Consider the following 13,185-nt stretch of genomic DNA (forward strand, 5'->3'; position numbering starts at 1 on the left):
TTTAGCGATGGATTACAATACCCTACGCACTTTCGCCGATAGCTGGGGCCTGCTTGCCATGGCTCTCTTCTTTGTCTTTGTCATTCTTTTTGCCTTCCGTCCGGGAAGCAAAAAGAAGGCTGATGAAGCGAAAGAAATTCCATTCAAGGACGAGAAAAATGACTGACAAACAGATTGATGAAGTCAGTGGCGTTGAGACCACCGGCCATGAATGGGACGGTATCAGGGAACTTGACAATCCAATGCCACGCTGGTGGCTGTGGACCTTCTATGCAACGATTGTCTGGGCTCTTGCCTATGTGATCGCCTATCCGGCATGGCCGCTGATTTCCAACTCAACGGCCGGCTTGATCGGTTGGTCGAGCCGCGGTGATTTCTGGAAGGAAAACGCAGAGATTGCTGCCGGTCGTCAGGGTATCATCGACCAGATCAAGGCCAAGGATGTGCATGAGATTCTGGCCGATGAAAACCTGCGCCAATATGCGATTGCAGGCGGTGCCGCAGCGTTCCGCGTCAATTGCGTACAGTGCCATGGCTCTGGTGCGCAGGGAGCGCCCGGCTATCCGAACCTGAACGATGACGATTGGCTGTGGGGTGGCTCGGTTGACGACATTCTGACGACCATTCGTCATGGTGTTCGCTCGCCCGACGACAGTGAAACCCGTGTTTCCGAGATGCCTGCCTTTGCAGATGTTCTCGAACCACAGCAGGTGCGTGAAGTGGCAGCCTATGTGGTCAGCCTTTCCGGTACACCGCATGATCCCGCTATGATTCCAGAAGGCCAGAAGGTCTTCAGCGAAAACTGTGCGGTCTGTCATGGCGGCGATGCCAAGGGTATGCGCGAGTTCGGCGCACCAAACCTCACCGACGCGATCTGGTTCTATGGTTCTGGTGAAGACGCCATTGCCCGCCAGGTCTCTCATCCAAAGCATGGCGTAATGCCTGCCTGGGAAGCGCGCCTTGGTGATGCGACGGTTAAACAGCTCGCAATCTTCGTCCACTCGCTCGGCGGTGGCGAATAACACACAAACACATCCCGAAAAGTCGGAACCGGTTTTTAGGGTTGTGCGCGAATAGAAGTAACTGGCCCTGCTTAGACGGAAAAGCAGGGCCAGCCGAACTGGAAATGCATCAGAACGGACGGCGAATAACCACCCCGCTCTCAATCATTGCAAGCGTGATATGACCGGTAAGCCAGCTTCTGTCTGTCCGGCACCATGCTTCAGGAGCAAGGCAAATGTCAGATGATGTCGAACGGATAGACGTTCAGGCAGTCAATTCCCCCAAGATCCGCCAGTCGCTTTATGCGGCGCGGGTGAAGATATTTCCGAAGCGCGTTCAGGGTCAGTTCCGGCGCTTCAAGTGGCTCGTCATGCTCATCACATTGGGGATCTACTATCTGACGCCTTGGTTGCGCTGGGATCGCGGGCCTTATGCGCCGGATCAGGCGGTCTTGATCGATCTTGCCAACCGCCGTTTCTATTTCTTCTTCATCGAAATCTGGCCACAGGAATTCTACTACGTGGCGGGCCTGCTTATCATGGCGGGCCTTGGTCTGTTTCTTGTAACCTCTGTCGCGGGTCGCGCATGGTGCGGCTATACCTGCCCGCAGACCGTCTGGGTTGATCTTTATCTGGTTGTCGAGCGCGCCATCGAAGGCGACCGCAATGCACGCATGAAGCTCGACAAGGCCCCATGGAGCTTCGACAAGGTTTGGAAGCGCGTGACCAAACACGCGGTCTGGCTGCTGATCGGCGTTCTGACGGGTGGTGCGTGGATCTTCTATTTTGCCGATGCGCCAACGCTGCTGATGGATTTTGTGACCGGCCATGCCGCGCCCGTCGCCTATATGACCGTCGCGATCCTGACCGCTACGACTTATATTTTCGGCGGTCTGATGCGCGAACAGGTCTGCACCTATATGTGCCCCTGGCCACGTATTCAGGCAGCAATGCTCGATGAGAATTCGCTCACCGTCACCTATAATGACTGGCGCGGCGAACCGCGTTCACGCCATTCCAAAAAGGCAATTGCCGCGGGCGAAACCGTGGGCGATTGCGTGGATTGCAACGCCTGCGTTGCCGCCTGCCCGATGGGTATCGATATTCGCGACGGGCAGCAGCTTGAATGCATCACCTGTGCGCTTTGCATCGATGCCTGCGACAGTGTGATGGACAAGGTTGGCAAGGAACGCGGCCTCATCTCCTATGCGACGCTTGCCGATTACAATTTCAATATGGCACTTGCCACCAATGATGGCACTGCAACAATTGACCCTGCCCGCGTCTACAAAGCACCGAATACGTTCTCGGATAAGGTGCAGAAGCTTTCCTGGAAGAAAGTGCTGCGCCCGCGCAGTATCTTCTATTTCATTGTCTGGGCGCTTATCGGCCTGACGCTGGTGATCTCGCTTTCCATGCGTCAGCGGATCGGCATCAATGTGCTGCACGACCGGACGCCGCAATATGTGTTGTTGTCCGATGGTTCGATCCGCAACGGTTACACGGTCAAGCTGCTTAACATGATCCCGGTTCCGCGTACTTTCCGGCTTTCGATCGAAGGTTTGCCGGGGGCGGAAATTACGGTTCAGGACGAGACACCCGATGCCGATGGCAATTACGATATTCCGGTCGAACCGGATCGCCTGAAAACTCTGCGCGTTTTCGTGACCATGCCGCATAGCGCAATCACCGAGAACCGCAAGGACTACGAAATCGAAGTGCGTGATGCGGACGGCGCAGAACACGCGCGCTACAAAGCAACCTTCATGGCTCCGGAGGGCAGATAATGTCAGTGAAAACGAAGACTTCAGGCGCATTCACCGGTTGGCACATGCTGGGTATCATGGTTGCATTCTTCGGCGTCATTATCGCCGTCAACATCACGATGGCTTACAAGGCCGTCAGCAGCTGGAGCGGACTTGTTGTCAAGAACACCTATGTCGCAAGTCAGGAGTTCAACGACAAAGCCGAGACCGGCAAAGAACAGGCGGCGCTTCAATGGCAGTCACAGCCGACCTTCGCGGAAGGTGTATTTACATGGCGCCTGACCGACCGTGAAGGCAAGGCTGTTACTTTGACCGGCGGCACTGTCGACTTCAAACGCCCGGTTGGCGACGTGCATGACACCAAAGTCTCGCTCACTGTAGCTGAAGAAGGTGTTCTGACAGCACCGCTTGAGCTTGGCGAAGGCGCGTGGATCATGGAAGTCAATGCTGACGCCAGTAAAGATTATGGCCTTGACGACCCCTATCGCCACATCATCCGTGTTCTGGTGAAGGACGGGAGGATCTTATGAGTTGCTGCGTTGAAAATGCACAGATAGCTACCGTCATCCAGTCCGTTTCGCCGGATGAAATGCAGGTCGCAAGTCGTGCGCTCGGCGATGGTTTGCGCCAGCTCGATCTCTCGGTTCCCGGTGTTCACTGCGGCCTTTGCATCAAGACAATCGAAGATGCGCTCGGCAAAATCAGCGGTGTTGCCTATGTCCGCGTCAACCTGACAGCGCGTCGCGTTACCATCCGCTGGAAGGATGGTGAAACTCCGCCTGATGTTGTCGATCCGCTGCGTCGTCTCGGTTATGAAGCGCATATTTTCGATATGGTGCAAGACAAAGATCCGACCTTCACGCGGCTGTTGATCGCGCTTGGTGTTGCAGCCTTTGCGTCGAGCAATGTGATGCTGTTGTCGGTTGCTGTCTGGTCGGGTGCGGATGCTGCTACCCGCGATATGTTTCACTGGATTTCCGGTCTGATCGCCCTGCCGACCCTGATTTATTCGGGCCGGATTTTCTATGTTTCCGCCTGGAATGCGCTTCGCACCCGTCGCGTGAACATGGATGTGCCGATTGCACTCGCCATTTCGCTTGCCTTCGGCATGAGCGTTTATGAGACGATGAACCATGGCCAGCACGCCTATTTCGACGCTTCTGTCTCGCTGTTGTTCTTCCTGCTGATTGGCCGCACGCTCGATTATCTGATGCGCGCACGCGCACGCTCTGCTGTGCGGGGTCTTGCCCAGTTAAGCCCGCGTGGTGCCGTGGTGATTGGCGATAATGACGAACGCAACTATCTACCGGTCAATGAAATCCGCCCCGGAATGCGGATAATCCTTGCCGCAGGCGAACGTGTGCCTGTTGACGCAAAAGTCGAAGACGGCCGTTCAGAGCTTGATTGCGCGATTGCATCAGGCGAAAGCGATGCGGTGCCTGTCGGCCCCGGCTCGGATATTCGTGCGGGAACCATGAACCTCTCCGCCCCGCTCGTCATTCGCGCGACCGCTGAAGCCAAGGATTCCTTCCTTGCTGAAATGGTGCGTCTGATGGATGTCGCTGAAGGTGGCCGCGCTTTTTATCGCCGTCTCGCTGACCGGGCATCCGAACTCTATGTGCCTATGGTGCATACGATTGCCTTTGCAGCCTTTGTCGGATGGATGATCTATACCGGCGGCGACTGGTATCGCTCGATCTATATTGCGATCTGCACGCTCATCATCACCTGCCCCTGTGCACTGGCGCTTGCGGTGCCAATCGTTCAGGTGGTGGCAGCCCGTCGCCTGTTTGAAAACGGCATCATGATCAAGGACGGCTCTGCCATGGAACGCATGGCGGAAGTAGACACGGCCGTATTCGACAAAACCGGCACGCTGACACTTGGTCAGCCTCGCCTGATCGATCTTGATGCGATAAACCCGAACAATCTCGAGATCGCGTCCGAACTTTCGCTTTACTCGCGCCATCCGCTTTCGCGAGCGCTTGCGTTGTTTTCAGGCGCAAAACCAATGACCGCCTTCACCCGAATTGAGGAAATTCCGGGCGCTGGTATTGAAGCCGAACTGAACGGCACAATCTATCGGCTTGGCAAGCGCGAATGGGCGGACAGCGATGCAAATGCTGCTGCTTCCGATGGTCCAGAAACCTGCCTCTCCATCGATGGCAAGCTGGTTCAAACTTTCCGCTTTGAAGATCAGCCGCGCGAAGATGCAGCGAGCGCCATCGGCGCGCTGAAACGCAATGGCTTGAAGCTGGAAATCATTTCCGGCGACAAACAGCCCGCCGTGCAAAAGCTTGCCGGTTATCTTGGTGTCGATACTTATCGCGGTGAAGTGCTGCCTGCAGACAAGTCACAGCTTGTGCAGGAACTGACCAGCAATGGTCGTAAAGTTCTAATGGTCGGCGACGGCCTCAACGACGCCCCTGCCCTTGTTGCAGCGCATGTTTCTATGGCACCGGCAACCGCTGCCGATATTGGTCGTAACGCTGCCGATTTCGTATTCCTGCGCGAAAGCCTCGCTGCCGTGCCGCTGGCTTTTGCCGTGTCAAAAGAAGCAGGCCGGTTAATCAGCCAGAACTTCGCACTTTCCATCGGCTATAATATCATTGCTGTGCCGATTGCGATTTTCGGTTATGTGACACCGCTGGTGGCAGCACTTTCGATGTCGCTGTCCTCTATTGTGGTTGTCAGCAACGCCATGCGGCTGAGGGCAGGAAAACAAAAACAGCAGGCGCAAACCACTGTCGCCCCTGCCGTTGTTCTTAAGGAAGCGCTCAAATGAGCGGACTGCTTTTCCTTATTCCTATTGCGCTTGGCCTGGGTGTTCTGGGCCTTGCGGGCTTTCTATGGTCACTGAAAAATGGCCAGTATGACGACCTCGACGGCGCCGCCAACCGCATTTTGATCGATGATGACCGCTTTCCCGCAAAGAAGGATGATTCGTTATAACAGAATCCCGATTACGGATTCTGAGTCGTTATAACTTAACGCCCCCTCCCCCTTTTGCTTGAGAGCTAGCCCGTTATCAGAATAGCGCGGAGATCATTGACATTGGTGCCGGTTGGCCCCGGCACGAACAGATCACCGATAGCGTCAAATGCGCTCCATGCATCATTGGCGTTGAGCCGTGCAGCGCCATCTTCGCCAGCCTTTTGCAGCCGCGAAACTGTTGTCCCATCCGCAAAGGCACCTGCATTGTCTTCCGAACCATCGATGCCATCCGTATCCGCAGCCAGTGCGTGAATATTCCCATAGCCATCAATATCAAGCGCGAAAGCCAGCAGAAACTCGCTGTTGCGACCACCCTTGCCGCCTTTGGCGCGGATGGTTACGGTGGTCTCACCACCGGAAAGCAGCACAATCGGTTTTTTGAACGGGCGATCACGATCCGCCACTTCGCGCGCGATTGCTGCATGAACATGTGCCACTTCGCGTGCTTCACCTTCCATTGAATCGGACAGGATCACCGCCTCGACCCCATGACGCTGCGCTTCTTTGACGGCTGCTTCAAGCGACACGGCTGCTGATGCAATCACCCGCACTTCGTTGTCAGCAAAGATTTTATCATCGGGCTTCGGCGCATGGCATTTTTCGCTTTTGATATGCGCAAGCACGGCATCGGGCAGTTCAAGTCTGTAGCGTTCGATAATTTTAAGCGCTTCGTCGCGGTTCGTTTCATCAGGCACAGTCGGGCCAGACGCGACAAAGGCAGGATTGTCTCCGGGAATATCGGAAACCACCAGCGAGAAGACTTTTGCCGGATGTGCGTGCGCTGCCAGCCTCCCGCCTTTAATGGTCGACAGGTGTTTTCGCACCGCATTCATGGCCGAGATCGGCGCACCAGAGGCAAGCAAAGCTTTGTTGACCGCAATCTCGTCGGCAAGCGTCAGACCTTCAGGCGGCGATGGCAACAAAGCAGAGCCTCCGCCAGAAATAAGCGCCACAACAAGATCATCTTCGGTGAGGTTGGACACTGCATCGAACAGCCGTTTTGAGGCCGCAAGTCCGGCATCATCAGGAACCGGGTGCGATGCTTCGATGATCTCGATGGTTTTGCAAGGTGCGCCATAGCCATAGCGCGTGACGACAATGCCTTCGATTGGTGCGTCCTCGCCCTCATGCCGCTCTGCCCATGCGCGTTCAAAAGCGGCTGCCATCTGTGCCGAGCCTTTGCCTGCACCAATCACAATCGTCCGGCCCTTGGGCGTGGCAGGCAGATTGGCGCGGATAACCAGTTCGGGATCAGCAGCCGCAACCGCTGCATCGAACAGACTGGTCAGAAACTTCTTCGGATCGGTGATAGCAGTCATGAGATTCCCGACATTGATTATTGTTTTTAGAGCGCATCCCGAAAAGTGTGAAACGGTTTTCGGATAAGATGCGCGTCAGAAAGCGATAAGCAGCACTATTTCGTGCTGCGCATATAAAAGCAATGGAGCCGGCCACCTCCCTCCAGATAACCAGCTCCACCCTCTCCCCTCCAGAGAAATCAAACTTGGGGACTAGGCAACATCATGGTTCGCCATGCGCTCCAGCGCGCGCACCAGTCCCGAATGATCGAGACCATCATCGCCATGTGCTGCACAGGAATTGAACAATTCCTGAGCGGTTGCGGTGTTTGGAAGCGAAACGCCGAGAGCCTTTGCGCCCTGCAATGCCAGGTTCAAATCCTTCTGGTGCAGCGAAATCCGGAAACCCGGATCGAATGTGCGCTTGATCATGCGTTCGCCATGTACCTCCAGAATGCGCGATGACGCGAATCCACCCATCAGTGCCTCGCGCACCTTGGCTGGATCAGCCCCCGCTTTGGACGCGAAGACCAGCGCTTCGGCTACGGCTTCAATATTGAGCGCGACAATAATCTGATTGGCGACCTTGGTTGTCTGGCCGTCGCCGCAATCACCAACAAGCGTGATATTTTTGCCCATGAGTTTCAACAGTGGCAGCGCCTTGTCAAAAGCATCCTGCGCACCGCCTGCCATGATGGAAAGGCTGGCATTTTTCGCACCAACCTCGCCGCCAGACACAGGCGCATCGATATATTCGGCACCGGTTGCGCGGACTTTCTTTGCAAACTCCTTGGTTTCAATGGGCGAAATCGAACTCATGTCGATCAGCGTCTTGCCTTTGCCCAAACCTTCGGCAACACCATTTTCGCTAAACAGAACGTCCGCTACCTGTGGGGTATCCGGCAACATGAGAATGATTGTCTCGCATTCGGCTGCGACTGCCTTTGGCGTTTCAAGAACGCTCAGCCCTGCATCCAGCAAATCCTTGTGCGGCGGTTGCGTGTGCTTCGAAGTAAAGAGCTGATGGCCTGCATTTTGCAAATGCTGCGCCATTGGCTTGCCCATGATGCCAAGCCCGATAAAACCAATATTTGTCATAACCGTTCCCCCTATGCGGTAAGCCGTTCGGCTTCATCCTGTTTGAACCAGCCAAGTCCTTCCTCGGTGGTTGTCTTTGGCTTATATTCGCAACCGATCCAGCCCTTGTAGCCAGCATTTTTCAACGCTTCGAACACATATGGATAGTTGATTTCGCCGGTGCCCGGTTCGTTGCGGCCCGGATTATCGGCTAGCTGAACGTGGGCAATCAGCGGCTTGTAGCGTTCATAAGTGGCAATCAGTTCGCCGCGCGTGCGCTGCTGGTGATAAAGATCATATTGAATGAACAGATTGTTGCTGCCCACCTCGTCGATGATCGAAACGGCCTGCTCGACCGTATTGAGATAAAAGCCCGGAATATCATAGTGATTGATTGGCTCGATCAGCAGGCGAATGCCGTGCTTACCAAGTTCCTTTGCAGCAAGCCGGAGATTGCTGACGAACGTTGCGCGCAACACATCCGGGTCAACGCCTTGGGGGGCAATGCCTGCAAGGCAATTGACCTGCGAACAGTTAAGCGCTGTCGCATAGTCAATCGCGTCGGCGACGCCGCGGCGGAATTCATCGATACGATCCGGCAGAACCGCGATACCGCGCTCGCCCCCACCCCAGTTGCCCGCAGGCAGATTGTGCAGCACCTGTGCCAGATTGTGCTTGGCGAGCGCGGCTTTCAGCTCATGGCGGTTGAAGTCATAGGGGAAGAGATATTCCACCCCTGTGAAACCGGCTTTGGCGGCGAGAGCGAAGCGATCCATAAACGACACTTCGTTGAAAAGCATGGTGAGATTGGCTGCAAATCTTGGCATTTCCGCCTCCTCTATTTTTCTACGCAATTGCGAACGGAAAACCGCTTCACAGTTTTCCTGCAATTGCTCATTTTTAATCCAGCAGCATGGCAATCGCCGTTGGCGCATCTTCGCCACGCTCGGCCAGTTCTTCGAACTCGACGACCTGATCGATATCGGCGCCCATGGAAATATTGGTGACACGCTCAAGGATGAACTCGAGGACAACCGGCACCTGATGCTCTTCCATCAGCGCCTTTGCCTGTTCAAAACCTTCAGCGAACTGGTTCGGGCTTCGAACGCGGATCGCCTTACAGCCGAGGCCTTCGGCAACCGCTACATGATCGACGCCGTAACCCTTTTCCGCATCACCCGATGCATTGATGTTATCGAAGGCAAGACTGACCTCGAAATCCATATTAAAGCCGCGCTGCGCCTGACGGATCAGGCCGAGATAGGAATTATTCACGACGACATGAATGTAAGGCAGCTTGTGCTGTGCGCCGACCGCCAGTTCCTCAATCATGAACTGGAAATCATAATCGCCAGACAGGGCAACAATCGGACGATCAGGGTCGGCCGCGCGAACCCCGAGTGCTGCCGGCAATGTCCAGCCCAATGGGCCTGCCTGCCCGCAATTGATCCAGTTGCGTGGACGATAAACATGCAGGAACTGCGCACCGGCAATCTGGCTCAGACCAATGGTCGTGACATAACAAGTGTCGCGGCCAAATGCCTTGTTCATTTCCTCATAAACGCGTTGGGGCTTCAATGGTGTCTGATCGAAATGCGTCTTGCGCAGCATGGTTTTCTTGCGCTCAGCGCATTCCTGCGCCCAGCCAGACCAGTCGCGCAGTTTACCCGCGGACTTCCATTCGGTGGCGACATCCAGCAGCAGTTTCAGGGCTTTGCCAGCATCCGAAACAATCCCGAAATCCGGTGCGAAAACGCGGCCGATCTGGGTTGGTTCGATGTCGACATGGATAAATTTGCGATCCTTTTTATAGGTATCGACATTGCCGGTATGACGGTTTGCCCAGCGGTTTCCGATGCCGATCACCATGTCGGAGGCCAGTAGCGTTGCATTGCCATAACGATGCGAGGTTTGAAGGCCACACATGCCCGCCATCAGGCGGTGGTCATCAGGGATGACGCCCCAGCCCATCAGGGTCGGGATAACCGGAATGCCGGTGATTTCAGCAAATTCAACCAGAAGATCGGAAGCATCGGCATTGATGATCCCGCCGCCTGCAACGATTAACGGATGTTCCGCGTCGTTCAACATCGCGATGGCCTTTTCGGCCTGTGCGCGGGTGGCTGAGGGCTTATATGCTTCCATCGGCTGATAGGTATCGATGTCAAACTCGATTTCGGCGAGCTGGACATCGATCGGCAGATCGATCAGCACCGGGCCGGGACGACCCGACTTCATGATATGAAAAGCCTTCTGGAACACAAAAGGCACCAGTGCTGGCTCCATAACCGTGACCGCCCATTTGGTAACGGGGGCCGCGATCTTGGCAATATCGACTGCCTGAAAGTCCTCTTTGTCGAGGCGCGCGCGGGGGGCTTGGCCTGTAACGCAGAGGATTGGAATTGAATCGGCAGAGGCCGAATAAAGGCCGGTAATCATGTCTGTACCAGCCGGGCCGGACGTTCCGATGCACAAGCCAATATTGCCATGCTTTGCGCGGGTATAGCCTTCCGCCATGTGCGAAGCGCCTTCAACATGACGCGCCAGAATGTGACGGATAGAACCCCGTGCCTTCATGGCCGAATAAAATGGGTTGATCGCAGCGCCCGGCACACCGAATGCGCAATTGATCCCTTCTTTTTCCAGCACAAGTACGGCTGCATCGACTGCACGCATTTTGGCCATGTTAATCTCCTCCAGCGGAAAGCTAATCCATAATTAAAAGCTATACCCAAAAAATGGAAATGCATACCATTATATGGAAATAAAGATTTTCAACGGAATGGAGATAATCGCCGCGCACTTCCCGAGATTACGATCATGGGGTAGTGATGAAAAAACAGGGAATCGGAGGCGGCACATGGAACAGGCAAAAGCAAAGCGTGGCCGCAAGGCAGCGGAGAATGCCGCGCCCTCGTCCGTTCAGGTTTTAGATCGCAGTCTCAAGCTTCTGGCGCTCATTGCCGAGAATGACGGCTCGACATTAACCGACCTCGCCGATGCCAGTGGCATGGCTCCTTCCACCGTTCATCGGCTTCTCTCATCGCTCGCCAATCACGGCATGGTTTCGCATGATGTTGAAACCGGCGACTGGACCATTGGCGTCAAGGCTTTCGAGATTGGCAACGCTTTTCGCCGCTTCCGGAAGCTCGGCACGCTGGCGCGGCCCTATCTTAAATCATTGATGGAAACGAGCGGCGAAACCGCGAATATCGGCATTGAGGACGGCGGTGACGTCGTGTTCATTTCGCAGATTGAAAGCCATGCGCCGATGCGCGCCTTCTTCCGCCCGGGTCGTCGCGGTCCAATCCACGCCTCGGGTATCGGCAAGGCAGTTTTGTCCACATGGTCGGACACAGAAATCGCGCGCACGCTCTCTGGCAGAACGCTGGAACATTTCACACAGCGCACGCTCGACACCTTACCGGCATTGCTGAAAGACATTCAGGCAACGCGCACACGCGGCTGGTCGATTGACGACGAAGAACATACGCTCGGCATGTGCTGCATCGCGGCGCCCATTTTCAACGAATATGGCGAAGCGATTGCTGGCATTTCTGTCTCCGGACCTGCAGTGCGCCTGCCCCGACAAAAGCTTGACGAACTTGGGCCATTGATCCGCTCAACAGCCGATGAGCTGACCCGCACCATGGGTGGCAAGCGACCGGAAGAGTTGTAAAAACAGAAGAACCCGCAGCAGATTTCTCCGCCGCGGGCCCTCCCTCTCCCTCCTCCAGAGATTTTTTAGCCGAGTTCCGATTTCAACGGTTTGCCTGCGATGTAGGTCTCGACAATCGCTCGATCATCGCCAACCGTTTGCAACAGGAATAACTCCTGCTCAAGCGTGGCGCCTGCGGCCATGCGCAGGCGCATCGGCGATGTCGCGGCAGAATCCAGCACCACAATATCGGCTTCCGTGCCCTCGTCGAGCGTGCCGATCTTGTCTTCCATCGACAGCGCGCGGGCGTTGCCGAGTGTCATCATGTAGAATGACTGGAAAGGGTTGAGGCGGCTTCCACGCAATTGCAGCACCTTGTAGCCCTCATCCATCGTGCGCAGCATCGAGAAGCTGGTGCCGCCGCCAACATCAGTAGCAACTGACATACGCACGCCCGATGCTTTCAGGCGGTCGCGATCGAAAAGGCCTGAACCGAGAAACAGGTTTGAGGTCGGGCAGAAGACGGCAATCGAGCCGGTCTCTGCCATCACCTTCACTTCGCGCTCTTCTAGATGGATGGAATGGCCAAGCAAGGTCTTGCTGCCCAGCAAACCATAATGCTCATAAATGCCAAGATAATCGGGCGCATCCGGGTAAAGCGATTTTGTGAACTCAATCTCTTCGTGATTTTCCGAAAGATGTGTCTGGATGAAGCATTCAGGATGCTCGCGTGCCAGAACCTGACTGGCTTCCAGCTGCTCAGGCGTTGACGTGATCGCAAAACGCGGCGTAATCACATAATCAAGGCGATCTTTGCCATGCCAGCGGGCAATCAGCTGCTTGCTGTCATCATATCCCGATTGAGCCGTATCACAGAGTGCTGGCGGCGCATTGCGATCCATCATCACCTTACCGCCAAGCATACGCATATTGCGATGCTGCGACGCGCGGAAATAGGCATCGACGCTCTGCGGGTGTACCGAGCAATAAGCGACGGCGGTGGTGGTGCCATGGCGGATCAATTCGTCCAAAAAGCGCTCAGCGATAAATTCCGCGTGCTGCTCATCGGCGAATTTCTGCTCTGCCACGAATGTATAGGTGTTGAGCCATTCAAGGAGATTGGCCGCATAGGACGCGACAACCTGTGTCTGCGGATAATGGATGTGTGTATCGATGAAACCCGGCAGAATAAGATGCGGGCGATGGTCGGCAACTTGCACGTCATGGCCTGCTTCAGCGCTCACATCAGCATAGTCGCCCAGGCGCGCAATGCGGCCATTTTCGACAAGCACGGCACCGTCTTCGATATATTGATAGGATTGAGCATCATCCAGACTCTGCGGTTCGTCACGAAAAGTCAGCACGCGGCCACGGATGAGAAGTTTGGTCAT

At 55.3% G+C, this 13,185-nt stretch carries 12 protein-coding genes; 7 read left to right on the forward strand and 5 right to left on the reverse strand.

Annotated elements, in window-relative coordinates; translation table 11 throughout:
* The first annotated feature begins 7 nt into the window (after positions 1-7).
* The 6 genes from RT142_RS02735 to ccoS all read left to right on the forward strand — a co-directional run bounded on the left by RT142_RS02735 (position 8) and on the right by ccoS (position 5,719).
* Positions 8-166: a CcoQ/FixQ family Cbb3-type cytochrome c oxidase assembly chaperone gene (locus RT142_RS02735; protein ID WP_007873604.1), complete on the forward strand. Its 159-nt coding sequence runs from the start codon at positions 8-10 to the stop codon at positions 164-166.
* On the forward strand, positions 159-1,022 hold the full coding sequence (ccoP, locus tag RT142_RS02740) for a cytochrome-c oxidase, cbb3-type subunit III (protein WP_007873603.1): 864 nt from the start codon (positions 159-161) through the stop codon (positions 1,020-1,022). Before RT142_RS02735 ends, ccoP begins: the two co-directional genes overlap by 8 nt.
* A 215-nt stretch (positions 1,023-1,237) precedes the next feature.
* Entirely contained in the window at positions 1,238-2,788 is a 1,551-nt protein-coding gene (ccoG, locus tag RT142_RS02745; protein ID WP_064320202.1) for a cytochrome c oxidase accessory protein CcoG, read from the forward strand.
* On the forward strand, positions 2,788-3,297 hold the full coding sequence (locus RT142_RS02750) for a FixH family protein (protein ID WP_105518187.1): 510 nt from the start codon (positions 2,788-2,790) through the stop codon (positions 3,295-3,297). Before ccoG ends, RT142_RS02750 begins: the two co-directional genes overlap by 1 nt.
* Positions 3,294-5,552 (forward strand): cation-translocating P-type ATPase, encoded by a 2,259-nt coding sequence (locus RT142_RS02755; protein WP_207441603.1) that lies wholly within the window; start codon positions 3,294-3,296, stop codon positions 5,550-5,552. The genes RT142_RS02750 and RT142_RS02755 overlap by 4 nt, the downstream gene beginning before the upstream one ends.
* On the forward strand, positions 5,549-5,719 hold the full coding sequence (ccoS, locus tag RT142_RS02760; RefSeq protein WP_112808079.1) for a cbb3-type cytochrome oxidase assembly protein CcoS: 171 nt from the start codon (positions 5,549-5,551) through the stop codon (positions 5,717-5,719). Before RT142_RS02755 ends, ccoS begins: the two co-directional genes overlap by 4 nt.
* 65 nt (positions 5,720-5,784) lie before the next feature.
* Here the strand turns inward: ccoS and RT142_RS02765 are convergent, their stop codons facing one another.
* The 4 genes from RT142_RS02765 to gcl form a co-directional block, all read right to left on the reverse strand.
* Positions 5,785-7,080: a glycerate kinase gene (locus RT142_RS02765; protein ID WP_313027181.1), complete on the reverse strand. Its 1,296-nt coding sequence runs from the start codon at positions 7,078-7,080 to the stop codon at positions 5,785-5,787.
* A 192-nt stretch (positions 7,081-7,272) separates the two neighbouring features.
* Complete coding sequence (locus RT142_RS02770; protein ID WP_007873594.1) at positions 7,273-8,157, reverse strand: 2-hydroxy-3-oxopropionate reductase; 885 nt, start codon at positions 8,155-8,157, stop codon at positions 7,273-7,275.
* 11 nt (positions 8,158-8,168) lie between these two features.
* A complete protein-coding gene (gene hyi, locus RT142_RS02775; RefSeq protein WP_313027184.1) occupies positions 8,169-8,963 on the reverse strand; it encodes a hydroxypyruvate isomerase in 795 nt (264 codons plus the stop codon).
* 73 nt (positions 8,964-9,036) lie between these two features.
* Positions 9,037-10,821 carry a glyoxylate carboligase gene (gcl, locus tag RT142_RS02780; RefSeq protein WP_064320197.1) on the reverse strand — a complete coding sequence of 595 codons (1,785 nt, stop codon included), beginning with the start codon at positions 10,819-10,821 and terminating at the stop codon, positions 9,037-9,039.
* 175 nt (positions 10,822-10,996) lie between these two features.
* Here gcl and RT142_RS02785 point away from each other — a divergent pair, with 175 nt between their 5' ends.
* Positions 10,997-11,815 (forward strand): IclR family transcriptional regulator, encoded by an 819-nt coding sequence (locus RT142_RS02785; RefSeq protein ID WP_112808085.1) that lies wholly within the window; start codon positions 10,997-10,999, stop codon positions 11,813-11,815.
* A gap of 65 nt (positions 11,816-11,880) precedes the next feature.
* Here RT142_RS02785 and guaD read toward each other — a convergent pair whose 3' ends face one another.
* Positions 11,881-13,185, reverse strand: coding sequence for a guanine deaminase (gene guaD, locus RT142_RS02790; protein ID WP_112808087.1), 1,305 nt, complete (start codon positions 13,183-13,185; stop codon positions 11,881-11,883).

Source organism: Brucella sp. (assembly GCF_032066345.1).
GTDB classification, from domain to species: Bacteria; Pseudomonadota; Alphaproteobacteria; order Rhizobiales; family Rhizobiaceae; genus Brucella; species Brucella pseudogrignonensis.